General features: G+C 60.5%; 28 protein-coding genes. 17 read left to right on the top strand and 11 right to left on the bottom strand.

What is annotated here, in order from left to right; genetic code table 11:
• Positions 1–346 precede the first annotated feature (346 nt).
• The 5 genes from V1277_RS31985 to V1277_RS31965 form a co-directional block, all read right to left on the bottom strand.
• The gene (locus tag V1277_RS31985; RefSeq protein ID WP_334419718.1) at positions 347–958 is read right to left on the bottom strand and encodes a TlpA family protein disulfide reductase; all 612 of its coding nucleotides are present in this window, start codon (positions 956–958) and stop codon (positions 347–349) included.
• Entirely contained in the window at positions 955–1,548 is a 594-nt protein-coding gene (locus V1277_RS31980) for a DsbE family thiol:disulfide interchange protein (RefSeq protein WP_334419716.1), read from the bottom strand. Before V1277_RS31980 ends, V1277_RS31985 begins: the two co-directional genes overlap by 4 nt.
• 173 nt (positions 1,549–1,721) lie before the next feature.
• Positions 1,722–2,234 carry a DUF411 domain-containing protein gene (locus V1277_RS31975; RefSeq protein ID WP_334419714.1) on the bottom strand — a complete coding sequence of 171 codons (513 nt, stop codon included), beginning with the start codon at positions 2,232–2,234 and terminating at the stop codon, positions 1,722–1,724.
• Between the two features lie 38 nt (positions 2,235–2,272).
• Positions 2,273–3,694, bottom strand: a complete 1,422-nt coding sequence (locus V1277_RS31970) for a multicopper oxidase family protein (RefSeq protein WP_334419712.1) — start codon at positions 3,692–3,694, stop codon at positions 2,273–2,275.
• A gap of 530 nt (positions 3,695–4,224) precedes the next feature.
• On the bottom strand, positions 4,225–4,473 hold the full coding sequence (locus V1277_RS31965) for a hypothetical protein (protein ID WP_334419709.1): 249 nt from the start codon (positions 4,471–4,473) through the stop codon (positions 4,225–4,227).
• A 796-nt stretch (positions 4,474–5,269) separates the two neighbouring features.
• Here V1277_RS31965 and V1277_RS31960 point away from each other — a divergent pair.
• Both V1277_RS31960 and V1277_RS31955 read left to right on the top strand, forming a co-directional pair.
• Complete coding sequence (locus V1277_RS31960; protein WP_334419707.1) at positions 5,270–6,118, top strand: trypsin-like serine peptidase; 849 nt, start codon at positions 5,270–5,272, stop codon at positions 6,116–6,118.
• 40 nt (positions 6,119–6,158) lie between these two features.
• The gene (locus tag V1277_RS31955) at positions 6,159–6,800 is read left to right on the top strand and encodes a DUF1109 domain-containing protein (RefSeq protein WP_334419705.1); all 642 of its coding nucleotides are present in this window, start codon (positions 6,159–6,161) and stop codon (positions 6,798–6,800) included.
• A 15-nt stretch (positions 6,801–6,815) separates the two neighbouring features.
• Here V1277_RS31955 and V1277_RS31950 read toward each other — a convergent pair whose 3' ends face one another.
• Both V1277_RS31950 and V1277_RS31945 read right to left on the bottom strand, forming a co-directional pair.
• Positions 6,816–7,367, bottom strand: coding sequence for a hypothetical protein (locus V1277_RS31950; RefSeq protein WP_334419703.1), 552 nt, complete (start codon positions 7,365–7,367; stop codon positions 6,816–6,818).
• Positions 7,368–7,427: 60 nt separating this feature from the next.
• Positions 7,428–7,550: a hypothetical protein gene (locus tag V1277_RS31945; RefSeq protein ID WP_334419702.1), complete on the bottom strand. Its 123-nt coding sequence runs from the start codon at positions 7,548–7,550 to the stop codon at positions 7,428–7,430.
• 167 nt (positions 7,551–7,717) lie between these two features.
• Between V1277_RS31945 and V1277_RS31940 the strand changes: the two genes are divergently transcribed.
• The 10 genes from V1277_RS31940 (at position 7,718) to V1277_RS31895 (ending at position 17,503) form a co-directional block, all read left to right on the top strand.
• Positions 7,718–8,851: an alpha/beta fold hydrolase gene (locus V1277_RS31940; RefSeq protein WP_334419701.1), complete on the top strand. Its 1,134-nt coding sequence runs from the start codon at positions 7,718–7,720 to the stop codon at positions 8,849–8,851.
• Positions 8,852–9,060: 209 nt separating this feature from the next.
• Positions 9,061–9,447, top strand: a complete 387-nt coding sequence (locus tag V1277_RS31935) for a copper-binding protein (protein WP_334419700.1) — start codon at positions 9,061–9,063, stop codon at positions 9,445–9,447.
• A gap of 74 nt (positions 9,448–9,521) precedes the next feature.
• Positions 9,522–10,001, top strand: a complete 480-nt coding sequence (locus tag V1277_RS31930) for a DUF411 domain-containing protein (RefSeq protein WP_442894546.1) — start codon at positions 9,522–9,524, stop codon at positions 9,999–10,001.
• 252 nt (positions 10,002–10,253) lie between these two features.
• Positions 10,254–10,613, top strand: coding sequence for a hypothetical protein (locus V1277_RS31925; RefSeq protein WP_334419698.1), 360 nt, complete (start codon positions 10,254–10,256; stop codon positions 10,611–10,613).
• Positions 10,614–10,710: 97 nt separating this feature from the next.
• On the top strand, positions 10,711–11,124 hold the full coding sequence (locus V1277_RS31920; RefSeq protein ID WP_334419696.1) for a FixH family protein: 414 nt from the start codon (positions 10,711–10,713) through the stop codon (positions 11,122–11,124).
• Positions 11,121–12,578 carry an efflux RND transporter periplasmic adaptor subunit gene (locus V1277_RS31915; protein ID WP_334419695.1) on the top strand — a complete coding sequence of 486 codons (1,458 nt, stop codon included), beginning with the start codon at positions 11,121–11,123 and terminating at the stop codon, positions 12,576–12,578. Before V1277_RS31920 ends, V1277_RS31915 begins: the two co-directional genes overlap by 4 nt.
• The gene (locus V1277_RS31910) at positions 12,575–15,763 is read left to right on the top strand and encodes an efflux RND transporter permease subunit (RefSeq protein WP_334419694.1); all 3,189 of its coding nucleotides are present in this window, start codon (positions 12,575–12,577) and stop codon (positions 15,761–15,763) included. Before V1277_RS31915 ends, V1277_RS31910 begins: the two co-directional genes overlap by 4 nt.
• Before the next feature lie 173 nt (positions 15,764–15,936).
• Positions 15,937–16,494 (top strand): sigma-70 family RNA polymerase sigma factor, encoded by a 558-nt coding sequence (locus V1277_RS31905; protein ID WP_334419693.1) that lies wholly within the window; start codon positions 15,937–15,939, stop codon positions 16,492–16,494.
• Complete coding sequence (locus V1277_RS31900; protein WP_334419692.1) at positions 16,491–17,132, top strand: DUF1109 domain-containing protein; 642 nt, start codon at positions 16,491–16,493, stop codon at positions 17,130–17,132. The genes V1277_RS31905 and V1277_RS31900 overlap by 4 nt, the downstream gene beginning before the upstream one ends.
• 116 nt (positions 17,133–17,248) lie before the next feature.
• The gene (locus V1277_RS31895; protein ID WP_334419691.1) at positions 17,249–17,503 is read left to right on the top strand and encodes a hypothetical protein; all 255 of its coding nucleotides are present in this window, start codon (positions 17,249–17,251) and stop codon (positions 17,501–17,503) included.
• Between the two features lie 215 nt (positions 17,504–17,718).
• Here the strand turns inward: V1277_RS31895 and V1277_RS31890 are convergent, their stop codons facing one another.
• A complete protein-coding gene (locus V1277_RS31890; RefSeq protein ID WP_334419690.1) occupies positions 17,719–18,348 on the bottom strand; it encodes a cation transporter in 630 nt (209 codons plus the stop codon).
• 109 nt (positions 18,349–18,457) lie between these two features.
• Between V1277_RS31890 and V1277_RS35145 the strand changes: the two genes are divergently transcribed.
• From V1277_RS35145 to V1277_RS31875, 4 genes are all read left to right on the top strand, one after another.
• Positions 18,458–18,694, top strand: coding sequence for a copper-binding protein (locus V1277_RS35145; protein WP_442894545.1), 237 nt, complete (start codon positions 18,458–18,460; stop codon positions 18,692–18,694).
• 82 nt (positions 18,695–18,776) lie between these two features.
• Positions 18,777–19,793 carry an adenylate/guanylate cyclase domain-containing protein gene (locus V1277_RS31885; RefSeq protein ID WP_334419689.1) on the top strand — a complete coding sequence of 339 codons (1,017 nt, stop codon included), beginning with the start codon at positions 18,777–18,779 and terminating at the stop codon, positions 19,791–19,793.
• Positions 19,794–19,838: 45 nt separating this feature from the next.
• Positions 19,839–20,000: a hypothetical protein gene (locus V1277_RS31880; protein WP_334419688.1), complete on the top strand. Its 162-nt coding sequence runs from the start codon at positions 19,839–19,841 to the stop codon at positions 19,998–20,000.
• Between the two features lie 283 nt (positions 20,001–20,283).
• Entirely contained in the window at positions 20,284–20,976 is a 693-nt protein-coding gene (locus tag V1277_RS31875) for an ATP dependent DNA ligase (RefSeq protein ID WP_334420508.1), read from the top strand.
• Positions 20,977–21,192: 216 nt separating this feature from the next.
• Here the strand turns inward: V1277_RS31875 and V1277_RS31870 are convergent, their stop codons facing one another.
• Entirely contained in the window at positions 21,193–21,582 is a 390-nt protein-coding gene (locus V1277_RS31870; protein ID WP_442894544.1) for a Crp/Fnr family transcriptional regulator, read from the bottom strand.
• Positions 21,583–21,704: 122 nt separating this feature from the next.
• On the opposite strand from V1277_RS31870, the gene V1277_RS31865 reads away from it, so the two are divergent.
• Complete coding sequence (locus tag V1277_RS31865) at positions 21,705–22,262, top strand: MT-A70 family methyltransferase (RefSeq protein WP_334420507.1); 558 nt, start codon at positions 21,705–21,707, stop codon at positions 22,260–22,262.
• A 236-nt stretch (positions 22,263–22,498) separates the two neighbouring features.
• Here the strand turns inward: V1277_RS31865 and V1277_RS31860 are convergent, their stop codons facing one another.
• A complete protein-coding gene (locus V1277_RS31860; RefSeq protein WP_334419687.1) occupies positions 22,499–23,374 on the bottom strand; it encodes an aldo/keto reductase in 876 nt (291 codons plus the stop codon).
• 389 nt (positions 23,375–23,763) lie between these two features.
• A complete protein-coding gene (locus V1277_RS31855) occupies positions 23,764–24,522 on the bottom strand; it encodes a haloacid dehalogenase type II (protein ID WP_334419685.1) in 759 nt (252 codons plus the stop codon).
• Positions 24,523–24,809: the final 287 nt, after the last annotated feature.

Raw genomic sequence — 24,809 nt, 5'->3', positions numbered from 1 at the left:
GTTGAGGTTGGCGTGTCCACCGCGTCACGAGAGGCCGCTGGCTGTTTTTGGCCGCGGCACATCATGCACACGCCGAGTCCGCACATGATGAGGCAAGGCAGCGTGCTCAGGAGGATCGGCGCGAGGCCGGCGGCCACCAGCCATGCCCAGCCACCGAAGTACAGGCCAAGGACGACAGCGAGGCTCGCCAGCGCCACCAGCGTCCATCGATTTCGAAGGTAGTAGCGCGCTGCGTAAGCCAGATCGCGTCCAAGCGGCCGCTCGGTCGTACCGGATTGTGGTAGAGTCATCGGGTTTTCTCCGTCGTCAACTGTCGTGAATCGTTCCACCGGCTGTAAGGTCAACCTCATGTCCGGCAAGTCGGTGTCACGGCTTGCGTTGCTTCCGCCGAGAACGGTGCCGCACCGTGCCCGGAGATCACGCACCTGATGAATGCGATCATCTCGGGGGAGTCCCACTCAGTCGGACCGATCAGCCGGCCGATCTCGCGACCTTCGCGATCGATCAGCAGTGTCGTCGGAATACCGACGGCGCCGAGCTCCCGTGTTGCGCCGCCGGAATTGTCTCGATACATGCCGAGCTTCTGGATTCCGACATCGGCATAAAACTTACGCACCCCATCCATGCCGCCGCGGTCGATGGACAAGGGAACAACTTCGAAGTCATCGCCTCCGAGCGTCGTCTGCAGACGATCGAGGGCCGGCATCTCTTTGCGGCATGGGACGCACCACGTCGCCCAGATGTTGAGGAGCACGATCTTGCCGCGGAAGTCAGCCAGGCTCCGCGACTGTCCTTTGTTATCCTCGAACTGGATCCCTGCGACAGGCTTGGGAGCCGAATGCATGATGAACTTTTTCGAGGTTTCCTGCGCAGCATCTGCTGTCGAGGTGGCAACAACAAGCCCCGCCGCGAAGCAGAAGCGAACGCATTGCGCCACGATGTTTGTTACACGCGTCATTGCTCCCGCAGCCTCCGTATGAGCGGAAGGAGCGTTTCGTCGACAACCTTCGGCGTCACGGCTCCGATGTGCTTGTATGCAATGCGGCCGTCCTTCGTGATCACAAAGGTTTCGGGCACACCGTAGACTCCCCAATCGATCGCCACTCGGCCGCTAATATCTGCGCCGGTGCGGGTATAGGGATCGCCCATGGTGTTGAGCCATCGTGCGGCGTTGTCGGGCTGATCTTTGTAGTTGAGGCCATGAATTGGCACGATGGCATCAGACTTCATCTGCATGAACACCGGGTGCTCTTCCCTGCAGGCGACGCACCATGAAGCGAATACGTTCACGAGCGACACCTCGCCGGAGAGGTCGTTGCTGGAAAGACCCATCGTGCGCCCCTTGACCGGTGGCAAACTGAATTGCGGCACGGCCTTATCGATGAGGGCCGATGGAATCGCACCGGGATTTCGCGACATTCCCCACGCGAGAATGATGGCAAGTACCATAAAGACCGCGAGCGGAACGATATAGGCGAAACGTCTGCTCCGCAGCGGTGCGTTTCCCGTTGCGGCCCCGCTTGTTGTGATGATCGGTTCAACGCTCATAGCGTTTCGATCGCCAATGACGGCCGCTCTCGAAGAGATATCGGCCGAGTAAGAAGATTCCGCTGACGACAACAAAGACAGCGAGTATGCCGGCCAGTGTCACGAGACACAGCGCGAGCTGAGGGATCAATTCGAATTCAGTCGCTGATAACAGCATGGCCATCGCGCCTCCGTTATTCTACCGCGAAGACTTTGGTCGGCGCGGTATCGTTGATTTCGTAGATCGTGAAAGGTTCTCTCTTTGGGCCGGTCATCCCCGGCGTGCCGGTTGGCATGCCCGGCAGCGAAACGCCGATGATGTCGGGATGCTCGGTGAGCAGCTTGTTGAGCGTTTTCACGGGAACATGGCCTTCCACCGCGTAGCGATCGATGGCCATCACGTGGCAGCCCGCCAATTTTTCGGGGACGCGCAACCGCTTCCTGACCAACGCGAGATCTTGGTTCGACTCGATCGTGACATCGAATCCGTTGGTCCGAAGATACTTGGCATACTCCAGGCAGCAGTCGCAGTTCGGATTCCGGTAGAGAGTTGCCCTGGTCTTATCCTGTGCCGAAGCCGGTGTGCCGAACAAAGCCTCGGGCGCAAGGAGGCCGGCTCGGTCAGCACCAAAGGTCTTGACTATGACCGCGCCCGCGCCCGACGCAGTGATTGCGAACATTGCTGCAAGTACGTTTCGACGGTTCATTTCGTCATCTCCCATCGGGCGATTTTCAATCCCTCCACTCAGGCCACGCGAATTACTGCCATCATTCCCCCGTCCTGATGATCGAGGATGTGACAGTGGAACATCCAGTCGCCCGGGTTGTCGGCGACGAACGCAATGTCGGCTTGTTCGCGCGGCGGCACGAGCACGGTGTCCAGCCACTCGCGATAGCGAGTAGGCTTGCCGTTGCGGGCAATCACGCGAAACGAATGACCATGGAGGTGGACGGGATGGTGCCAAGCGGTTTCGTTGCGGACGGAGAAAATATACGAGCGCCCGCGGGCAAGGCTCAGCATCGGTCTCATGTTGTGGCCAATCGCAGAAACCCCGTTGATCGACCATCCCATCCCGCCCATGCCCATCATTCCACCCATCCCCATCATCATGCCGCGACCACTCATCATGCCGCCCTCCAGCGTGGCGGTGTGCCTCTCGGCATTGTCCAGATCCGGCTCTGGCATGGTGTTCGCGCGCATGCGAGACGGCGCATCGAGCGGATGATCCCGTAGGCGCGGTTCGTCGGTGTAAGCGAAGTCGACCAGCCTGTAGGCGCGGTCCCGGTAGAAGGAGTCGATCACCGCCGTGGTCGCGCCCGGTTTTCCAGTCATGTCGAGGAGGAGGTCCGCGCGCATTGCAGGTCCCAGGACAACACGTCCGCCTGGTGGCTCCTGTGGCTCGATTGGCTGACCGTCGAGTGCAACGATCAGTGGTCGATGGCCTGAGAACTCGAGTCCGAAAATTCGCGCGGGCGCGGCATTGATCAGACGCAGCCGCAATCGCTCCCCGGAACGAACCCGGATAGTTTCGGGAACGCGACCGTTGATCGTGACGGTGTTGCCAATCCGCCCCGCCATGGTCGTTTCCATGCGATTGCCGAAATCGTCGACGATCGATGCGTCGCGCGCCAGTCGCCAGTCGCCCAACACCCAGACCAAGTCGCGGTCGACCGGGATGGGTTCGATCTCTTCGACGATGAGCGCGCCAGACAAACCGCGGCCGACCTGCTCAGCGCTATGATGATGCGGGTGATACCAGTAGGTGCCGGCATCAGGCACATCGAATTCGTAGACGAAACTGTCGCCGGCGGGGATCGGCTCCTGGGTGAGGTGGGGCACGCCGTCCATAGCATTCGGTACCCGCACGCCATGCCAGTGGATGGTCGTGCCCTGCGACAGCCGATTGTTGACCGCAATACGTAGGCGCTCGCCTTGGCGGACCCGGATTTCCGGCCCTGGAACACTGCCGTCGTACGACCACACATCGGTCTCGGGATACGGCGCGCCGACCAGCGACACGCGACCCGGTGCCGCTGACAACGTGAATTGTTTCGGCGGTGCAACGGCGCCGGCGCTTTCATGCGGCAACGAGAGTGCCGCAGCCAAGCTCGCGCTGCCGACAAGGAATGATCGACGATCTAGTGTCAGCCTGGAAATAGTGGGCATTCGCAGCCATCCTGTGGGTTAGGGGCGAAGCACACGCGGTCGGAAGCCGCATGCACTTGCACCTTGGGTCCGCGCGCGACGCCTCAATGCGCCAGGCGCATGTCCGTACACGCCGCTCGCCGGCGACGTGCCTCAGCTCAGGATGGTGGATCTAGGAGGGTAGGGGTCGGGCGCTTGGGCGCGCCCCGACAGGTGATTGGGCTCGTACAATACGGGCTCAGCGGCCAGCGGCTGTTCAGGTACGAAATGCTCAACCGGGGTAATGGCAGGGCTGCTGCAAAATGTACCCGAAGAACATAGTCCAGCCGGGAGCCCTCCCTTGGCGTCGCAATGGTCGCAATTGCCGGGTGAGTGGCTATTGCCCGATATCGTCACGACCGCCGCTTTGGCCCCGGCCAAGGACGCGTACAAGCCGCCGCCCGCCGGACCAAGCACGAGGGCCAGCGCCAAGATTACTGCAGAAATACGGCGAACGGTAGCGATCACCATGTCACCAAGATAATGATCTGCGGGCAAAATGCCAGCGGGGATCATATCCCGCGCCAGCTGCTGACGATCAATTGCGGTTGAGACAATTTCGTTCCGGAGCGGGCCGCTTCCGGGCACTTATCGACTGACATCGCGCGGGATCCTAGCTTGGTCTGGTTCCCATCCGCTTGAATTCGGCCTAGCATTTCTGCCCGTAGCACTGTTTGAATATCCTTCTCGCGCGGCTCAAATCGATCAGCCGCATCGAACGAATCCTCCCGGTCCGGCATAGGGGCTGCAATGATTGCCATGCGAGTGGCCATGATGACTGGCTGGCTTTCGCCAGTCCCGTCATTGGCTGCTCGGGACGGGTTCCGCAGCTGTCGAGGATTGAAAAGGGCAGGGCTATGTCGATGTATTCCCTCGCCGGACGCAGTGCACTGCAGCGTGCTCAGGCCTGAGCACAGGCCGATGGTACTTTGCCGGCTCTTTCTGATATTGTGGCGTAGATAGGCTAATATTGTGCTGCCATGCAGATCATCGCACGACTGATCCCGGTGCTGTTATTGACGTTGGCATTTGCGTTGCCGGGATCAGCGCGGCCGAGTGAACGCATGGGCGATCCGCCTGTAGCAGTTACCGCCTCGGTCCGATTCGCAGTCTTGAAAGATACACAGCGCATGATGATGAATTGCCGCCGCTGTTCCTGGAAAGTCTGTGGCGCCGTCGGTGTCGCGTGCGGTGCAAATTGCGGTGCGCCCAGTATTCTCGGACCTCTTGCACTCGTTACACCGCCGCTTCCTTCCCAGTCAGCAGGTACATCCGTTTTTGATGCCCTCCGGGATCACGGCATTCCGCCGGATCCACATCCCCCCAAGCGCATCTCGCTCAGCTGAACGGCCGCTGTTGCGGCCGTCGCCGATCCGTGCGTGTCAGGCCGGATTTTCCGGCCGGCACGTGCTCGTCGTGGACGACGTAGCAGGTCGCCACGCATTCACGGCCGCTGACCCGCCGGTATCCCCGAAGCGCGCACCGCAGATCGGCAATTGAAGCCGAGCCTCCAACACCATTCGTTGGCACGGCGCGATCGCAGCGCGGGAGGAAGAGATGGTTACCGCACAAAGTTTGCTCGGATGCTTAGTCATCCTGCTTCCAGTCATGTGGCTGGGGCTGTCTTCAGGCGTCAGCCTGCAATTCGCGGCTCCGGCCGACAAGACATCGGTTCCGCTACTCGACGGGAGTCACCGTCAGATTGTCGATGCACGCTTGTCGCCATACTCGGCGGTTGGGAAATTCAAGGGCACGATGACATGTACGGCTGCGATTGTCCTTGATCCGCGGATCATCGCGACCGCTGCTCACTGCATCATGGAGAGAGATGGTACGATCGGACGGTCCAGTTTCTCATTTCAGCCTGGCTACCGGTCGGGAAACGACAATGCGAAGTTTGATGCGACCGTCTGGGCGGTCGGATCGAGGCAAAGCGTAGGACACGAAACTGTCCGCGATGCGGCGAGAGATTGGGCGATATTGGTTTTGGATCGGGCGCCGTCAGGCGTTAAACCCTTTGCTCTCAGCCGTCACCCGATCGGGACCCAGGGTCTGTCTGAACTGCAGCTCCAGCTGCCCGCTTATTCCGACGATACCGGCGATGCGGAGGCTCTCAGCGTCGATCCGGCCTGTGCGGTCCGCGATCTGGCTTGGGATACGCTGATCCACAACTGCACAGGAGGGCGGGGTTCCTCCGGAGCGCCGCTGCTGGTCCGAGAGGAACACGGCTACGCCATCATCGGTATCCAGGCCGCTTCGATTTTCGGGGGTGATCAAACCGGGCACATAACAAGGTTCGTCGGCAGCCAGGCGACTGGTTCATGGATGTTCATGAACGCGGCGCTCGCCCTTTCTCGGCAGCTGAACGCCGAGCCAGTCCCAGCGGTCAATTCCGGAGATTACTAATGCCAGTCCGCCAGATATCGCGATCTTGAGAACGACAGCCATGCGCACGGATCAATTGATCGAATTGTTGGTCGCAGACCTGAAACCGGTCGACCGAAGCAGCGTCAGCCGAGCTCTACTGATTGCGTTGGCGATTGGCGCGGCCACGACGCTCTCAGTTATGTTCGTGGTGTTCGGGTCCGTTCCCAATTTACTCGGCCGTCCACACCCAGACGCTTTTGTGATCAAACTGTTGTTTGGAGCTGGTGTCGCCGCGACGGCAGCAACCTTTCTGCCAATGGTGGCTCGCCCGCGCGTAGATATGCGGAATTCCCCAGCACTCATCTACCCTCCCTTTGTTGCGGTCGTCGCAGCCGCTGCCTCCGCGCTGGCTTCCGTCCGTGTGACTGAGTGGCCTGACATGATCTTCGAGGAACACTCGGTCACGTGTCTCCTTTCGATCCCGCTGCTTGCAATTCCGGCGTTTGTGGCTCTCGTTTGCGCGCTCCGGTTCGGGGCACCGACCGACCAGTCGTTCGCCGGCGAGATAGCAGGACTCGTCGCGGGCGGCTTGGGCGCAACGGCCTGTGCGCTGCCTTGTGTGGACCATTGGATTCCGGTGATAGCGATTTGGTACGGCGTCCCGATCGGTATCTGCGCAGGTCTGGGAGCAATGCTTGGCCCCAGGTTGCTGCGCTGGTGACCCCAACAACACAGCTCACTTAGGTTGAGCGGCGCTACTTGGAGTGTGGCGGCGCTCTCGTGTCATCGCAAACCACAGGAAAGCGAGTCCGAGTAAGACGAACAGCGGCTCAAGGACGAGGTCCATTTGTGTGTTCGTAATGTGGTGGAGGCCAAAGATCCAATGGACCCAGACGATATCGAAGCTCAAGACGAATCCCGTACCCGCAAGCGCGCCCAAAAAGAATGAGGCCGACATCGCTCGCTTGGTCCAAAGCAGAAACCCAATGAGCACGGCGACCGCAACAGCAAGCACTGCGATTTGTCCCGCCGACGTCGTGACCGGGTACAAGGTGAAGGCAAGGACCAGATCCGGTTGCGCATCGTTGACGTGGCGCAGTCCAACGGTGGAGGACAGGCAGAGGTTCAAGTACGAGATCCACCATTGGTGGACCTGTACGGTCAGTCCCGCACCGGCCAGCGAGCCGACGAGGAATGTGCCGGACGAAGTTAGGTTGCTCCGCAGCATCTGACCTGCGGTTACCGTGATGGCGGCAGTGCGCCGTGCAGCAGCATCAATCGCAAACATGTTGTTTATCTCCGGCGCACGCGTCGATCCCCGCGATACCGAACCATCAAGCCTGACAAATCAGGAGCGCAGGTATTTGATCGACGCCGCAATCCCAAGCAGAGCAAAGACGAAAATGGCGAGGTGATACATGCCCATCGCCAGCATCATGCCGGCGCCCATCGTTGTCATGTCCATGGTCATAGATTGCCTCCAACATCAATGGAGATGACGATCGCCTAAAAGATAGCCCGGATGAGGCGGCCGCGCCAACTTCCCGGAATCTATAGGCGGGCGGAGGGCACGGCTTGAAAATGAAGTGAAATTGCTGTGAGAATTAAGTGAGACCCTTGGGAGGATCGATACCGGCGGTGCAGGTCATTCGATTCATTCGGGACGCAAATGGCGCCCGCGTCGCCTATGCCCTAGTCGGTGAAGGGCCGCTCATTCTCTGCCCCGCATGGTGGGTCAGTCATGTCGAGCGGGATTGGGAAAACCCGGCGTTCCGCCGCTTTTTCACTCGCCTCGCGGAGGGCTTTCGGGTCGTCCGCTACGACCGGCCGGGAACCGGCTTGAGCGACCGCGAGGTTCCACCGCGAACGCAGGCGGACGAAGTGCAGTTGCTCGCGACGATCGCTGATGCGCTTGGCGATGGCCAGTTCTCGTTGTTCGCGGTGTCATGCGCGGGACCAGTTGCGCTCTCCTATGCGGCAGCGCATCAGGAGCGCATCCGTCGCTTGTGCTTTTATGGCTCGTATGCGAACGGGTCCGATATCGCAACGCCGGATCTGCGAGATGCGCTTACGAATCTCGTGACGGCGCATTGGGGTCTTGGATCGGTCGCGCTTACGGCGATCTTCCTGCCTGGCGCGTCGTCTCAGGATTCAGAAGAGTTTTCCCGAAATCAGCGTTACTGGGCAAATGCAGAACAGGCGGCGCAATTGCTGCGCCTGAGCTGTGACATGAATGCTGTAGATGTCCTATCGAGCGTCCGCGCCGAGGCGCTGGTAATACATCGCCGTAAGGACCGTGCGATTCCGCTTGAGGCCGGCCAACGGCTCGCTGCCGAGTTACCTGGCGCGCGCCTGATAACACTGGATGGTGACATACATTTGCCGTGGGTTGATGGCGACGCGATTGCGGATACGATCCACTCGTTCCTGGCCGGCGAGGAGATACCCGCGGCGAAATCATCGGCGCCGTCTTCCAGCTGCCGGCTCGATGAGGCAAATCGCGAGATCGTCTTGGATGGTCAGCACCGACCGACGACGCCGCTGGAGTACGCTGTGATGTCAGCCCTGATCCAGGCGAGCGGACGCGTGGTGACCCGCGACGAGATGCTTGCAGAAATCTGGAATACGCCCGTTGCGGGTTCGAACAAGGTGGATGCCGTGGTCGGATCACTGCGTAAGAAGCTTGGGCCTTTCGCGGCTTCCATAGAAACCGTGACAGGCCATGGTTATCGCTTCCGCGGTTGGAAGAAGGCGATCAACGACGTGCCTTGATCGCTCGTTGCGCAGCGAGGTTTCACGTCGGGCGCTTCAATCGCGGCGCTCGTGTTAAGCGTTCACGATCCCGTGATCTTGTAACCGAGTTGTCACTGTTTCCGAACTAGACAACGAAGTGGTGCATTCGCAGAAGAACTGTGACTTGCTGCTTCGCATTGGCCAAGCCTTGTTGGTCAATTGTCTCAACTGGAAGCAAAGGAGGACTAATGTTCGTTTCCCGTCACGCCTTCCAGACACGGCGCGCAGTGCTTGGGGCGCTGATACTGTTGCTTGGGCTGGCTACCGCGCTGCTACGCACGGACGCATCGCTTGCGCAGGGAATGAAGGACATGCGCGGCATGGAAAGTTCCAAGCAAATGGCGCCGACCACCGCCAAGGGGACGGGAACGGTCATGGCACTCAACGCGGCCGATCACAAAGTGACACTCGACCATGGGCCAATTCCGGCCATCAAGTGGCCGTCCATGAAGATGGAATTCGCTGTCGCGCCGTTGGTTGATCTCTCCAAAGTGAAGACCGGCGATAAGATCGAGTTCACCCTCAGCGGCTCGGGCGGTTCGTACACCGTGGAGTCGATCGCTCCTGCAAAGTGAAGAGACGAAAGTGGCTACTTCGCGCGTGCGCCAGTCGTGTTCAAACACAAAGTCATGAGTTATGGAGGGCACAGATGCCTGAGACGATGCGGCTCGTAACACGGCGAAGTGCCTTGAGTCTGGCGGCAGCGTTCCTGGCGTCGCCCGCCTACCCAGCCTGGGCCGACACGCCACGAATTCTGGTTCATAAGGATCCAAATTGCACTTGCTGCTCGGGCTGGGTGCGTCGTCTCGAAGACGCGGGGTTTGTTGTTACGGCGGTTGAAACCGCTGACCTCCAGCCGATCAAGACGCGGTTGGGTGTGCCGGCGGATTTGGCGGCTTGCCATACGGCGGAGGCTGATGGGTACGTGTTAGAAGGGCACGTTCCGGCGGTAGCGGTGCGGCGTCTCCTAAAGGAGAGACCGACCGCCACTGGTCTGGCGGTCCCGGGTATGCCTGCCGGATCGCCTGGCATGGAGGGAAGCGCTCCGAAACCATATGATGTTGTTCTTTTCGGCCCGAGTGGCCGGAAAACCTTCATGCGGTTTCGCGGCGTGGACGTGATCGGTTAACCAGCTGGGATATTGAAGCCTTTTGGCATTAAGCGTTGGCTCGCTATGAAATTGCCCGGCTTTTTCGTCCGATACGCCCGGAAACTGTCCTTGGCTCACTTTGGCGTGAGCCTGTTACCGTGGCGATGGAGGGAGCGAATTTGGGATTATGGAAGTAATTCTCAACGTTAACCTGAAACGATCACTCAAACGTAAGCCCAGTACGGACCGATCCGCTTTCCTCCTGTAGGGAATCATGAGAATCTGCCATCGATGAATCGCCGATTGATCATACGCAGCTTGCTGGCGCTTTTTATCGCAGTGGGAGTCGTCCTTTCACCGTTGGCGATGCCGTTTTCGTCAATGTCGATGGCTGCGCCGGGCCAAGCGATGGCCAAGACGGAATCGGTGGAAGTGGCGGGCGATATGCCATGCTGCCCGAAAGCGCCGTCGGCGTTCGATTGCCAAAAATGTCTACTTGCGACCTGCATGATGAAGTACTCGCAGCCGACGTTTACGGTTGCGGAAACAGAAGCAGGGACCTTGGCTTCAGTCGTCCCGCTGGGCAGCGACGCATTGCCGGCGGGGCACGACGGCTCGCCGCCGGACCATCCTCCTCGAATCCTGGTCTAACCGGCGCTGCGCGCCGGTTCGCTGCCGCGCGATCTCACGTTCGCGCGGATCGGCTGCACGTGTCGCGTGCGGACAACAGGATTCGAGGATCAGGAACATGTCATCGTTGAACTTTAGGCGCGCCGTACAGGCGGCGCTGACTCTCGTCGCCATCACCGGCACCATCGGCTCGACCCCTGCGCGTGCCGACATCAAGAACTACGAATTCCAGCTCGTGCAACCGACCGTTCAGGCCGGTGCCGACCGCATTGTCACCGTGCGGCTGGTCGACAAGATCACCGGCAAGGCGGTGCCTGACGCGGTGATCTTCGCAACCCGGCTCGACATGGCGCCCGACGGCATGCAGGAGATGGCCACGAAGGTGACGCCGATGCCGGGTACGGACCCAGGGACCTACCGGTTCAAGGCGAACTTCAGCATGGAAGGTCGCTGGCAGCTCTCGCTTGGCGCCAAGGTGCAGGGCAAAACCGGCACCGTTGAAAACAAGCTCGTTCTCACGGCCGACAAATGAGCCGCCTCAGCCTCGCCGGCACCGCCGCTGCGATTGTCGCAGCCGTGGGCGCCGCTTTCATCGCCGGTCGCGAGCTGCGACCGCCGCTGATTGGCAACTCCGTCGTATTGGATGCGCACGCCGCGGAAGCGGGCGCCCCGATCTATTTCCAGGATCCGGACGGCAAGCCGTTCTATTCGCTGACGCCAAAGAAGACGGCTGACGGCCGCGACTATCGTGCTGTTCCTGCCGGCGCCGATGTCAGCTTCGACGAGCCCGAACAGCCAACGGAAATGAAGACGGCCGACGCCAAGGGCGATCGCAAGATCAAATATTACCGCAATCCGATGGGCCTGCCGGACACATCGCCGGTGCCGAAGAAGGACTCGATGGGGATGGACTACATCCCCGTCTTTGAAGGCGATAACAGCGATGACGGATCGGTGAAGCTTTCGCCCGGCAAGATCCAGCGTACCGGCGTCAAGTCCGAACCCGCCGAGCTGCGCCGGATCAGGGCGCTGGTCCGCGCCCCTGGCACGATCCAGCTCGATGAACGCCGCATCTCAGTGATCGCGATGCGCGCTGATAGCTACGTGCAAAAGGTCGCCGACGTAACGACCGGCAGTCGCGTGGCCAAGGGACAGCCATTGATGGAGATCTATAGCCCCGCTGTCTCGTCCGCGGCGGCCGAATATCTCACAACCATCACCTCGAAGACCACCGCAAGCATCGAAACATACGGGCGCGGCTCCAGGCAGAGATTGATGAACCTCGATGTTCCGGAGTCGGCGATCGCAGAGATTGAGAAAAGCCGAGCTGTGCCGATCACCGTCCATTGGTCGGCTCCGCGGGAGGGCATCGTGCTCCAGCGCAACGCGATCGAGGGCATGCGCGCCCAGCCGGGCGACGTGCTGTTTCGCATCGCCGATGTCTCGCTGGTGTGGGCGATCGTGGACGTCGCCGAACGCGACCTCGGCAGCATCGTCGTCGGCCAGCCCGTGACCGTGCGGGTACGCAGTTATCCTGGCGGTCAGTTCGACGGCAGGATCAGCGTCATCTATCCGCAGGTGAACAAGGAAACGCGAACGGCACGGGTGCGGATCGAATTGCCGAACGCCGATTTCGCGCTGCTCCCCGACATGTATGTCGACGCCGAGATCGACACCGGCACTCAGGCGCCGGTGCTTGCGGTTGCCGAGAGTTCGGTCCTCGACACGGGCAGCCGCCAGGCGGTGCTGGTCGAAAAAGGGCAGGGGCGGTTCGAGCCGCGCGAGGTGAAACTTGGACGGCGGGGCGACGGCTACGTCGAAATCCGCGATGGCGTTGCCGAAGGCGATTCGATCGTCACGTCGGCCAACTTCCTGATCGACGCCGAGAGCAATCTGAAGGCGGCGCTGAAAGGCTTTGGTGAAGCCGTCAGCTCGCAAAGCGCGGATCTTTCCGGTGGCGAAAAGATGGCGGGAGCCAAGCCATGATCGCCCGCCTCATCGCATGGTCGGCGCGCAACCTGCTGCTGGTGTTGTTCGGCACCGGCTTTGCCGCCGCAGCCGGCATCTACGCGCTAATCCATCTGCCGCTGGACGCTATTCCCGACCTCTCCGATACACAGGTGATCGTCTACACCGAATATCCCGGTCAGGCGCCGCAAGTGATCGAGGACCAGGTCACCTATCCCCTGACCACGGCAATGCTGACGGTGCCGAAATCGAAGGTGGTGCGCGGCTTTTCCTTCTTCGGCGTCTCCTTCGTTTACGTCATCTTCGAGGACGGCACCGACATCTATTGGGCGCGATCGCGCGTACTCGAATTCCTCAACGGCGCCACGTCGCGGCTTCCCTCGGGTGTCACACCAACGATTGGCCCGGACGCGACCGGCGTCGGCTGGGTTTACCAATATGCCGTGATGTCCAAGGAATTGAACCTTGCCGACACCAGAACAATCCAGGACTGGAATCTGAAGTTCGCGCTCGCCAAGGCCGAAGGCGTGGCGGAGGTCGCAAGCGTCGGCGGCTTCGCCAAGCAGTACAACATCATCCTCGATCCGCAGCGGATGCGCGACCGCGGCATCACCATGCAGAGGATGCGCGAGGCGATCCGCGCCAGCAATGCAGATGTCGGCAGGCGCACGGTCGAGCTGTCGGAGTTCGAATATGTTATCCGCGGCAAGGGCTATCTCAAGAGTATCAATGATCTCGGCAATATCGTGCTGAAGACCGACAACGGAACGCCGGTGCTGGTGCGCGACGTCGCTCGCCTGGAGCTCGGGCCAGACGAACGGCGCGGCATCACGGAGCTCAATGGCGAGGGAGAGGTGGCGAGCGGCATCGTGCTGCAGCGCTTCGGTATGAATGCACTCAATGTCATCGAGAACGTCAAGAACCGCTTCAAGGAGATCGCCACCAGCCTGCCTAAATCGGTCGAGATCGTCCCGGTCTACGACCGCTCGAACCTGATCTACTCGGCGATCGATACGCTGAAGCACACTCTCTTCGAGGAGAGCATCGTCGTGGCGCTGGTGTGCATCGTGTTCCTGCTGCATGTCCGCAGCGCGCTGGTCGCCATCCTGATGCTGCCGGTTGGCGTGCTGATGGCGTTCGGCGCGATGAAGCTGCTCGGGATCGGCTCCAACATCATGAGTCTCGGGGGCATCGCGATCGCGATCGGTGCCATGATCGACGCCGCGATCGTCATGATCGAGAACGCGCACAAGCATCTCGAACGCGCCGAACCCGGCCGCTCGCGCATCACGATCCTGATCGACGCGGCGTCGGAAGTCGGGCCGGCGCTGTTCTTCAGCCTCCTGATCATCACCGTGTCGTTCATGCCGATCTTCACGCTGGAATCGCAGGAAGGCCGGCTGTTCAGCCCGCTCGCCTTCACCAAGACCTTTGCCATGGCGGCGGCAGCCCTGCTGTCCGTGACGCTGGTGCCCGCGCTGATGGTGATTTTCGTGCGCGGCAAGATCGTTCCTGAGCACAAGAACCCGATCAACCGCTTCCTGATCTGGATTTATCGCCCGGTGATCAAGGGCGTGCTACGCGCCAAGACGCTCGTGATCGTGCTTGCGCTTGGCGTGCTCGCTGCCTCTATCTGGCCCGCGCGTCAGCTCGGCACCGAGTTTATGCCGAACCTGAATGAGGGTACGCTGCTCTACATGCCGACGACGCTACCGGGTATTTCGGTGACCAAAGCGGCCGAGCTGATGCAGACCCAGGATCGGATCATCCGCTCGTTCCCGGAAGTCGCCTCGGTTTACGGCAAGGCCGGGCGCGCGGCGACCGCCACCGACCCGGCGCCATCGGAAATGTTCGAGACCGTGGTCAATCTCAAGCCGAAAGAGCAGTGGCGCGCAGGGGTGACGGTCGACAGCCTTATCGCCGAGATGGACAAGGCCCTGCAATTCCCCGGCGTCTCTAACGCCTGGACTATGCCAATCAAGGCGCGCATCGACATGCTTTCGACCGGCATCCGCACCCCGATCGGGGTCAAGGTCCTCGGCACCGATCTCGCCGGGATCGATAGGCTCGCCAAGCAGATCGAGCAGGTGCTGAAAGCCGTCCCTGGCACGTCGTCGGCCTACGCCGAGCGCGGCCTCGGCGGCTACTACCTCGAGATCACACCGAACCGCGAGGCATTGTCGCGCTACGGCATCATGGTGCAGGACGTTCAGGACACGATTGCGACGGCCCTCGGCGGCCAGACCGTGACCACGACGGTGGAAGGCCGGCAGCGCTTCACGGTCAACATGCGCTACCCGCGCGATCTCCGCGACAATCCGAAGGCGATAGCAAGCGATATTCTAGTGCCGATGCCCGCAGGCGGGGCCGTGCCGCTCGGCGAGGTCGCCAACGTCGGGTCGGCGCGCGGGCCGACTTCGATCCGGACCGAGAATGGGCAATTGGCGACCTACATCTATGTCGACATCCGCGACCGCGACCTTGGCGGTTACGTCGCCGATGCGCAGCGCGCGGTGCAGGCGAGCATCGAGTTTCCGCCGGGCTACTATGTGGTCTGGAGCGGGCAATATGAGTATCTGGAACGGGCGACCGCGCGGCTCAAGATCGTCGTGCCGGTGACCCTTCTGATCATCTTCCTGCTGCTCTATCTCAATTTCCGCTCGGTGACCGAGACCATGATCGTCATGCTCTCGCTGCCGTTCGCCCTCGTCGGCGGTCTCTGGCTGATGTGGTGGCTCGGCTTCAACCTGTCGGTGGCGGTTGCCGTCGGCTTCATTGCGCTTGCTGGCGTCGCTGCCGAGACCGGCGTGGTTATGCTTATCTATCTCAATCAGGCTCTGCAGGAGAGAAAGACCCTCCGGGATATTGAGGGGAGGCGGTTGACTCGCAAGGACCTCTACGACGCGATCATGGAGGGTGCGGTCGAGCGTGTGCGCCCGAAGATGATGACGGTGGTCGCCATCATGGCCGGTTTATTGCCGATCATGTGGAGCACCGGTACAGGCTCGGAGATCATGCAGCGCATCGCGGTGCCGATGATCGGCGGCATGATGTCGTCAACGCTGCTGACGCTTATCGTCATCCCCGCGATCTTTGGGCTAGTGAAGGGCTTTGGGTTGCGTTCGGATGATGAGGGCCGCCAGGCGCCGGTCCGCGTCGAGCACCGGTTGAAGTCGGTGCGGGTGCCGGAGCCGGCGGAGTGATGACCGTGCTCACCGACCTAGGGCCTGACGAGTGTTCCGCAAGACTTTTCTCCTTGCCGGACAACTATCAGCGGGCGCAAACTTGCCCACCCAAATCGGGCTACTTTGCCCTGGCTTCGCTTGCCGCTGTAACCAAATCGGTCGCGCAAGCGAACTAGGTATTGCAGGCAGGCATGACGACGTCCGAGACGGAACTCAAGGCCTTGATGCTTGCCAGCCAGGGTGGCGAGGCGGCGTCCCACCGCACGCTGCTCGAGCGGCTCAGCCGCCATTTGCGGTCTTATTACAAGCGCAAGCTCGCAAGCTTCGGCAAGGGGGCGACGGAAGCGGAGGATTTGGTTCAGGAAGCGCTGCTGGCTATCCACATTCAGCGACACACCTACGACCCGGCGGAACCATTAACGCCATGGGTGCATGCGATCGCGCGCTACAAATTAATCGATTTCCTGCGCCGGTCCCGGACGTCACGCGCCGACATACCGATCGATGAAGCCGATGACATCATGGCACATGATGATCATGTCGCCACAGAAAACAGCTACGACATCCGGCGCTTGATCGGGAAGCTGCCAAAGAACATGCAGTGCGCCATCGAGGCCGTCAAATTGGAAGGGCTGAGCATAGCTGAAGCGGCACAGAGATATCGGCTCTCGGAACCAACGGTAAAGGTCAGCATTCATCGCGGGCTCAAGGCACTGGCGAACCTGATTGCCAACGAGGTCAAAGCATGAAGACCAATGAACTGATCGCAGCGCTCAGTAGGCATGTCGAGCCGGCCGATCGGGGTGTGATCCGCCGATCGGTCGGCGTCGCTCTCGTCGTCGCCACGGTGCTGGCGCTCGGGTTGACAGTGGTGTCGCTCGGCGTACGTGCCGACGTCATGACGACTAGCGCCGTCGGCTTTCTCGTCGCAAAGGTCGCCTTTGCGGTTGCGATCGTCGCGACCGCGTCAATCTATCTGCTCCGACTGGCACGTCCCGGAGGGGAGCGCGACACGGCTTCACTTTGGGCGATAATGCCCTTTGCGGCTGCCATTTTGCTCGCGGCCGTCAGCCTTGGCTCCGCGCCCAGTTCGCATTGGGACAGGATGATTCTTGGCAATGAATGGTTGGAATGCCTTTTGTCTATACCGATCATAGCGATTGTGCCCTTTGCCGTACTTATATGGGCGGTGCGAAAGGCCGCACCGACCAATCTCGCTCGCACGGGCGCGTTCACTGGCCTCATTGCCGGCGGCGTGAGCGCGCTGGCCTATGCCCTGCACTGCACAGATGATTCGCTACCGTTCATTGCTGTCTGGTACGGCGGCACGATTGTGCTCTGCACGGTGGTAGGCGCAGTCTTGGGACCTCGCCTGCTGCGCTGGTGATCACGGTTTTCCGGTTGCCTCACGTCAGCGTGAGTCTGTAACCAACCGATGCTTGCTCCCGAACTCATCTTTAGAGGCGCGCATGATGCGCTTTCTCTAAACGATGGAGCCGGACTGTGTTGAAGAAGAGCCTTTTCACGATTTCGTTGTTACTGCCGCTGGCAGCGCTGTCCGCAACCGCCCAGGCGGGTTCGACGATCACGGACAAGAGCTACTGGCCGAACGAGGCGAGGCGCAGCGGACAATACTCGGGTTTCGCGCATGACCGCGTGAGCTCCGCATTTGCGTACGACCGCGGCGCACCCATTGTGGCGCCTGCAACGGGTGTCAACCGGGCCTGGCGCTATCAGGGCGGCCCGAAATCCCGTTAGCGGCGGGGTTGACGACGTCCGTGCAAGGGACTGCGGATAACGGTTAGCTTCCGCAGTTCTTCTTCGGATTCGCCTGAAGGAGCATTGCCTGTCAGTTCTTCTATGATTGCAGGGCTCTGGCAGACGGCTGAAGCCGACAGAGGGTGCATGTCTTGCTCGTTCGGGTCGGTACGATGTCCGCCGGTGCAGTCCGGGCTTGCTGCGCCGAGCGCGAACTACGCAGGATGAGACTTCAGTTCCGTGGCGGACCGTTGCACCACCACGAATGCGCCCTGGAGGGCCAGACCCGCCATGATGGCAGCCACGATGACATCCGGCCAGCCGGTACCCGTCCCAAACACGCCGAGTGCGGCAATGAGCACCGCGAGATTGCCGAGCACATCATTGCGGGTGCATATCCAGGCTGAGCGCATATTGGCGTCGCCTTTGCGATACGCCCACAACAGGGCGAACGAGGCGACATTCGCTGCAAGTGCCGCAACTCCCACCGCGCCCATGGTGAAGGCGCTCGGCAGCGTGCCATGCGCGGCATGCCAGATCACGGTGGCGATGACCCACAGGCCGAAGGCGCCCATCGTCAGCCCCTTGACGAGCGCCGCCGTGGTGCGATAGCGCAGCGCCATGCCGACGACGAAAAGGCTGATGGCGTAATTGGCGGCATCGCCGAGGAAATCGAGCGCGTCAGCCTGCAGCGATGCCGATCCGGCTGCAAGACCAGCCCCGATCTCGGCAAGAAACATGACGCCATTGACGGCGAGCACCGTCCACAGCACCCGGCGATACGATTGATCGCCCCGATGGCGGTCAAGGTTGAGGGGTGGGGGCGTGCAACAGGAGTCGGCCATGTCTGCAAATTAGGCCTATCCGCGACGTTCCACAATCGCATCGCAAACAATTCGCGGGTCCTCAACGCGGCAACCGCCGGGATGTCGAAGCGCAACATGTCCAAATCCGATGACAACGGAGTGGCACCGTCACCAGCGTCAATGCGGCGACGCGGAGGGTGACAATCGACATGTACCCGTGCCTGCACTCAACTGGCCTCCCATGAAGATGGAGTTTGCCACCGCTCAGTCCGTCGACCTGTCAAAGGTGAAGCCCGGCGACAAAGGCACTCTCAAGGGCTCCGGCGACAACTACAGTCGTTGGCGCCGGCCCCGTAACAACGCCGCCAGGTTAGGCAAGCCATAAGACGTGCTTGAGGCGACGGTTCGCTGCTGCGGCGGAATCCGGTATAAAAATCCTTCGCGAAGCTCGCTTGCGAGGGGGTTCCATGAATCCGCGGTTACAGCGGCACGTTCGGATTGTCGCGAGCATTGTTGGCATCAGCGGCCTCGTTGGCGTGGGCGTTGCGCTCGCGCAGAAGGACGTCACGGCTGAATTGATCTTCATATCGGCGCTGCACGGCGTGGTGATAAGCTTCACGCTGGTGATGCTGGAGATCTATCTGACCCAGGGACCGGCGCGCCAATGGGTCGGCAGGCTGTCCTTCAGCCTTTCGTTGCTGTTACGAAGTCTGATCTATGCGTTGGTGATCGCGATACTACACGGTGCGATCCACTATTGCCGCCTGGAATATGGGATCGCATTGCCGACGAACCACTCCTTCATGGATTCGTTTGGATTGATAGCGCTCGCCGCTGTTGCGATCAATTTCGTGATGCAGATTGCTAATCTGGTGGGACCGCGCACGCTGCTCAATTTCTTCACCGGCCGTTACCATCGGCCGCGGGAGGAGAATCGTTTCGTGCTGTTCGTGGACATCGCCGGGTCGACCGGGTTGGCGGAGCGGCTGGGGGGCATCGGCATCCATCGTTTTCTCGACCGCACCTTCCGCGTGCTGACGGGCCCGGTGGTCGACTATCGTGGCGAGGTTCTGGGATATGTCGGCGACGAATTGATCGTCACCTGGCCGGAGAAGGTCGGGGCCGTGGATGCACGACCGTTGCGCTGTTTCCTGGCCATGCGCAAAGCGCTGCTCGACGCGGCGCCCAGATTTTCCCACGAATTCGGCGTCGTGCCAAAGATTCGTGGCAGTCTCAATCTTGGTCCAGTAATCGTAGGCGAGATCGGCGACATCAAGCGAGCCATTGTTTTCAACGGTGACACGATGAACGCGGCTGCGCGACTGGAGGAGCTTAGCAGGACGGTGGATGGCGGGTTCCTTGCCTCATGTGCCGCGATCGCACGGTTCGACATAGCCGCACCCGTCGGGCTGCGCGATCTCGGCCCGATGCAGATCCGCGGCCGCACCGATGCAATAGCGGTGATGGCATTGGAGGCGGCTTGAGCGCGCCGGCAAGCCTCTTCTCAGTAGCTACAAAGAGGCGTTCGCATGAAGCCCAAACGCGGAGCCTGCGGCGTCTCTAGGTTCGTCACCACCCGCGCCACCGCCTCGACCGTGGAGGGACGTCAGCGCTTCGACGTCAACATGCGCTATCCGCACGACCTGCGCTCCGATCCGCAGGCGCAGTCGCGCGATGGCAGGGGACGGTAGGGTCGCCCTAATTGATCAAAGATACCGGAAAAGTTGGACATGAACATAAGGGCTGAGACCAACAATGAGGCCATGCCGATCTGATCGAGCACGAACCCCGAATAAGTACGCTGACGTCGCGTCCATTGCGAAGGCTATCCACACAAACCACAACGGGGCGGCGGCTCCCATCATGATATCAAATCTAACTGCGATACTCACAATCGCCTTTCCCCGGAAAGAAAGGCCGGAAGGCAGATCAGACAGGTCTTTCGCGAGCGGGAGATAGAGTCGTTAAAGGAATATTCCGGGTCAAACCATCATCGATGGAGAAGTAGTCGTAGTTCATGAAGGCCGGACCAACTTTTCCGAACTTCAAGCCGAACTTGCCGCGGGCAGACAAGATCGATTGGTCTTTTACGCATTCGACCTCCTCTGGCGCGACGGAGACCTTCGCAGGCGACCGCAGATCGAACGCAAGCAACTCCTTCTAGACCTGCTCGGTGAAAACGATATCGAATTTCCGGTGCTGTTTTCTGAACGTCTCGTCGGCGATGGGCAGAAGATGTTCGAGCACGCCGTTAAGTTAAACTGGGAGGGCATCATTTCTAAGCGGGCGAACGCCCCGTATCGGTCGGAGCGAACTGAGAACTGGCTGAAGATCAAAACCATACAGAGGGGCAAGTTTCCCGTCGTCGGCTTTGTCAAAGACCCAAGCGGCGTCGCGGCGCTTTACCTCGGCAAGCAGGAAGGCAAAGAGCTGCGCTATATGGGGAAGGTGGGAACGGGTTGGTCCCACACAGTCTCTAGCCAGATCAGGAAGCAACTCGACACGGTGGTCAGCCCAAAGTCGAAGCTAACCCGGCCCGTCAGGAAGCCGAAGGCGACATGGGTTGAACCGAAGTTCTTCGCCGACGTTGAGTATCGCGACATCACATCGGAAGGTCTACTACGTGCCAGCTCGTTCAAAGGACTTTTTCGGGATGATAAATCCTAATTGTCCCACCTGCTTCGGAGTTGGATGGGTATGCGAAAATCATCCCAAGCGGGCTTGGAGCGAAGAGCTGGGTTGTCAGTGTGGAGCGGGCATGCCGTGCGAGTGCGTCAGTGCTGACGGGCTTGAGGAGCCTGACATCAATCAGCCAAGTCCTTCAAGTTCCGTCAACTCGCCATTGTTACCAAAAGTGCGGGACATCAAGAGCCAAAGGTTAAGCTATGTCATCCGTGGCCAGAGTCTGCCGCGCGGCTTTCCCTTTGCGATAACTCCTTCGAGCCGCGAGATGTTTTCCAGCAGGCGCTGGCTGGTCAGGACGAGAAAGTAATAGCCGAATTGCGGATTTTGAAAGTAGATTTCGAGCAACCTTTCATAAGTTATGGTCAGGACTTGTCCGTCTTCTATGCATTCGACGGTCGCGGTTCGCCGTTTATTGGGAGTAAGGAAGCCAAGTTCGCCCATGAGACGTCCCGGCGGAATTTCGACGCTGATCTCCGTGAGACGGAAGGGCGCTTCGGCAAGCAGGACTTCCGCTACGTCCTCGAGGAGAATATTTACATTTGTCCGGCGGGAGTGGGGCAGGATCGTGAGGTGTACCGTGTCGATCACTCCCTGGTTTTTCGAGCCGTTGTTGCCGCGTTCATTCCGGCTCGTGCTGATTGATCCGCCGTGGGAATTTCAAACCTACTCGCGTGCCGGACCGCGATCTCTGCCAGGATGACGCCATCGGGATGTGTTGGGCCACCATACCTATGCTGCCGGACGCGCTCGCCTGCCTTGAAGCGTGGCGTGTCAGGTATAAAAGTAACATCGTCTGGCGCAAGGTCACGAGGCGCGGGAAGCTGCGTATGGGTTGCGGATTTTGGACGCGACCAATGCACGAGCAGGTCCTGATCGGCACCATCGGAAAGCCGCCACTGATCACGTTTCCATCGATCTTTGACGGCATCGCGCGCCAGCACAGCCGCAAGCCGGATGAGCTTTATCAGATGATCGCGGATCGCACGCCGGGTTGGCGGCGCGCCGACATCTTCTCGCGTGAGACGCGCCACGGCTGGCACGCGTGGGGTAGCGAGGCTGGCAAGTACGATGATGAGGTGCGCGGCGCCCCAATCCGTCAGGCTGGCATCAAGCAGCGCCAGGCGCAAAAGGAAACGATAGGCGAAAGCGATGCCCCAAAGCTGGATTGTGTTCCGGCTCCGAACATTGACGCCTTTCGGCGTCCAACCTTGACCCCGGTCGCGGCAATTTCTTTCGGACGCGGCCTCAGTCAGTTAATCGATCCATAGTGGGGTCAATATTGGACGCCAAAAGGGGCAAACCAGACGCCGATCTACACCTTTGGATATGGCCGCTACTTTTTCATGCCGACGAGAATCGAGCGCGCGTGGTCGCCGAAATCGACACGCAGCCGTACGAGCCTCTCCGAATGTGCCACCTCCTCGACAGCGAGAATGGTCCCGACGCGGAAGTCGATCTTGTCGAGGTCAGAGCTGGAGATGAGGGGGTTTGATGTGCGCCGGATTCATGTTCCACTCTTTGCTGAGGCTCGGTCGATCGCGTCGAATTCGGTCTCACTCAAGCGCCAACCGAGTGCATCGAGATTGATCCTGGCGTGATGAGGCTTGGTCGCGCCGGGGATGGGAATCACGTGACTGTCGCGCGCCAACAGCCAGTTCAGGGCGACCTGGCCGATGCTGGCGTCGTGCGCGCGGGCAATATCGGCGAGACACGTCAGCAGCGCTTTCGTGCCCATGCCGTCCGACGGCTGCGTGAGGCGGCCGGACGCAAGGGGAAAATACGCCACCAGTGCCACATTGAGCTCACGGCAGGCTTCGAGCACGCCATTCGTTTCCGCTGCTCGTCGGAGCAGGCTGTAGTTGACCTGATTGGCGGCGAGCGGAACGCCTGCTCTTGCGAGGTGATCGGCAATGCGGCGCATCTGGTCCGCATTGAAATTTGCCACGCCGACCGCGCGCGCCTTGCCGGACTTCACCGCTTCGACGAGGCCTTCGGCGAACACTCCCACGTCGATGAAGGGCAGCGGATAATGGACATAGTAGAGATCGATTGTCTTGAGGCCCAAGCGCGCGAGCGAACCGTCAAGCGCGCTCATCAGGCGTCGCGGAGAGGTTCGGCCCGGAAAGGGAAGGAACTTTGATGCTATCACCGCGCGGGTGGGACCGGCGCGCAAGCAGTCACCCACGACGCGCTCCGAGAAATAGATCTCAGCCGTGTCGATCATGCACGGGCCGGCATCATGAATGGTCCTGTAGGTTTCCAACACGGCGCCACGATCGGCACGCCGCCACTTGTTCGTGCCGATGCCCAAGGGCAGCACATCGATGCCGGTTCGACCCAGAGGGCGCGTATCATGGCGCGTATCATGATCTGCGGGCATCGCTGGACCTCTCACAAGGCGAAAGCGCTTTGGCTGGCCGGTGTGATGACGCTGGCGTTTCAAGGTTACGCCATAGCGACTACGGCCGCATCATCTTCTGCGGCCACGTCCGTATCAGGACGACGCCAAGGATCAGGAAGGTTGCACCGGCAAGTCGGATCAGGCTCGCGGGGTCAACGGGAATGCCGAGCAGACCGAGGCGGTCAGATGAGGCAGAATTGATGTCCGCTTGTCCCCCCAATAGCGGAGCGGAGCAAAAACGGACATGCCCGTGGGTCCGGGTTGGGCCAAACCCGGGCATTCGGCACTCTCCGTTAGCACGGCCGATCTCTAGAACCGCTCGTTGAGTACAGGCCCTATAGTCCTCTTGAGCGATGGCCTACCAGTGCTCAAGAGCGCAGCAGCGGCGCGAGATCGGTGATCGCCTTGACGATTGTATCAACCTGGAATCCCAATTCCTCGGGAACCTCGACGGTACTGCGCTGAATCCAAAATGTCCGCAGTCCGGCCGACGCGGCGGCGACAGCGTCCCAGTTATTCGCGGAGACGAAGCCGAGTTCGGGGTTGCTTACCTTCATGCGCTCGGGCGCGAGGTTGTAGACGCGCGGGCTGACCTTGAAGATCTTCACCTCCTCGACGCTGATGATTTCGTCGAGCAGATCGCGGATGCCTGCGCTTTTCGCGGCCGCCTCGAGCATTCTGGGCTCACCGTTGGACAGGATCGCAAGCTTGATCCCCTGTTTCTTCAGTGCATCGAGGCCCGGCTTCACGTCCGGGAAGGCCGCGAGGCTCAAATAAGCATCCATCAGCTGTTTCTTCTTGTCGGCCGTCAGGTCGAGCTGGAGATTCTTGCTCGCCCAGACCAACCCGTCCTCTGTCAGGCCCCAGAAGTCGCGATGGCGGCCCATGAGGCTGCGCATTAGGCTGTATTGCAACTGCTTGAACCGCCAGATTTGCGCCAGCTGGTTGCCCTTGCCAGGGAACAACTGCTCGCACAACGCCGTAACTGAGAAGACGTCGAACAGTGTGCCGTAGGCATCAAATGCCAACGCCTTGATAGACTTGAACTGCCCGCTCATCTGGGCGGCGGCCGGTGTCGCAGCCCATGCCGTGCCCACCACTGCCGCCGTGGCACCGGCGAGTTTCATGAACTCTCTACGATCTCTCGACATTTTCGCCTCCTTGTGGATTGCCGTTACTCATTCTCTCAGAGGAAGGTCGATAGTCGTTGGCGGTGACTTTACCCAATCTTCCGAGTGAGCCGAACGCCGAGCGTGAGAGTCTGCCTGCTTGGCTCTCGGCGCAAGGCCGATCGGCAGCGATCCATTCGGTGGCGCGCTCACCCCAGCTAAATGTTTGCTCCGAGTCAACGAGTCCTTTTGGCCACGAGACTTCCGTTGTGGGTCAGCCGCGTCGTTCTGACGGCGCGCAGGCC

The sequence above is a fragment of the Bradyrhizobium sp. AZCC 1588 genome, from assembly GCF_036924735.1.
In the GTDB taxonomy this organism is placed as follows: domain Bacteria; phylum Pseudomonadota; class Alphaproteobacteria; order Rhizobiales; family Xanthobacteraceae; genus Bradyrhizobium.
The sequence above is the reverse complement of the archived record's forward strand: the minus strand, read 5'-3'. Positions and strand labels throughout refer to the sequence as shown.

Coding starts and splice junctions, on each gene's coding strand:
- V1277_RS31945 (WP_334419702.1), bottom strand. CDS start 7,550: ATGACCATGGACATGACAACGATGGGCGCCGGCATGATGCTGGCGATG.
- V1277_RS31910 (WP_334419694.1), top strand. CDS start 12,575: ATGATCGCCCGCCTCATCGCATGGTCGGCGCGCAACCTGCTGCTGGTG.
- V1277_RS31930 (WP_442894546.1), top strand. CDS start 9,522: ATGCCTGAGACGATGCGGCTCGTAACACGGCGAAGTGCCTTGAGTCTG.
- V1277_RS31865 (WP_334420507.1), top strand. CDS start 21,705: ATGTGTTGGGCCACCATACCTATGCTGCCGGACGCGCTCGCCTGCCTT.
- V1277_RS31985 (WP_334419718.1), bottom strand. CDS start 958: ATGACGCGTGTAACAAACATCGTGGCGCAATGCGTTCGCTTCTGCTTC.
- V1277_RS31970 (WP_334419712.1), bottom strand. CDS start 3,694: ATGCCCACTATTTCCAGGCTGACACTAGATCGTCGATCATTCCTTGTC.
- V1277_RS31975 (WP_334419714.1), bottom strand. CDS start 2,234: ATGAACCGTCGAAACGTACTTGCAGCAATGTTCGCAATCACTGCGTCG.
- V1277_RS31920 (WP_334419696.1), top strand. CDS start 10,711: ATGTCATCGTTGAACTTTAGGCGCGCCGTACAGGCGGCGCTGACTCTC.
- V1277_RS31905 (WP_334419693.1), top strand. CDS start 15,937: ATGACGACGTCCGAGACGGAACTCAAGGCCTTGATGCTTGCCAGCCAG.
- V1277_RS31965 (WP_334419709.1), bottom strand. CDS start 4,473: ATGGCAATCATTGCAGCCCCTATGCCGGACCGGGAGGATTCGTTCGAT.
- V1277_RS31900 (WP_334419692.1), top strand. CDS start 16,491: ATGAAGACCAATGAACTGATCGCAGCGCTCAGTAGGCATGTCGAGCCG.
- V1277_RS35145 (WP_442894545.1), top strand. CDS start 18,458: ATGACAACGGAGTGGCACCGTCACCAGCGTCAATGCGGCGACGCGGAG.
- V1277_RS31860 (WP_334419687.1), bottom strand. CDS start 23,374: ATGCCCGCAGATCATGATACGCGCCATGATACGCGCCCTCTGGGTCGA.
- V1277_RS31955 (WP_334419705.1), top strand. CDS start 6,159: ATGCGCACGGATCAATTGATCGAATTGTTGGTCGCAGACCTGAAACCG.
- V1277_RS31915 (WP_334419695.1), top strand. CDS start 11,121: ATGAGCCGCCTCAGCCTCGCCGGCACCGCCGCTGCGATTGTCGCAGCC.
- V1277_RS31880 (WP_334419688.1), top strand. CDS start 19,839: ATGAAGCCCAAACGCGGAGCCTGCGGCGTCTCTAGGTTCGTCACCACC.
- V1277_RS31960 (WP_334419707.1), top strand. CDS start 5,270: ATGGTTACCGCACAAAGTTTGCTCGGATGCTTAGTCATCCTGCTTCCA.
- V1277_RS31855 (WP_334419685.1), bottom strand. CDS start 24,522: ATGAAACTCGCCGGTGCCACGGCGGCAGTGGTGGGCACGGCATGGGCT.
- V1277_RS31980 (WP_334419716.1), bottom strand. CDS start 1,548: ATGAGCGTTGAACCGATCATCACAACAAGCGGGGCCGCAACGGGAAAC.
- V1277_RS31890 (WP_334419690.1), bottom strand. CDS start 18,348: ATGGCCGACTCCTGTTGCACGCCCCCACCCCTCAACCTTGACCGCCAT.
- V1277_RS31925 (WP_334419698.1), top strand. CDS start 10,254: ATGAATCGCCGATTGATCATACGCAGCTTGCTGGCGCTTTTTATCGCA.
- V1277_RS31950 (WP_334419703.1), bottom strand. CDS start 7,367: ATGTTTGCGATTGATGCTGCTGCACGGCGCACTGCCGCCATCACGGTA.
- V1277_RS31885 (WP_334419689.1), top strand. CDS start 18,777: ATGAATCCGCGGTTACAGCGGCACGTTCGGATTGTCGCGAGCATTGTT.
- V1277_RS31935 (WP_334419700.1), top strand. CDS start 9,061: ATGTTCGTTTCCCGTCACGCCTTCCAGACACGGCGCGCAGTGCTTGGG.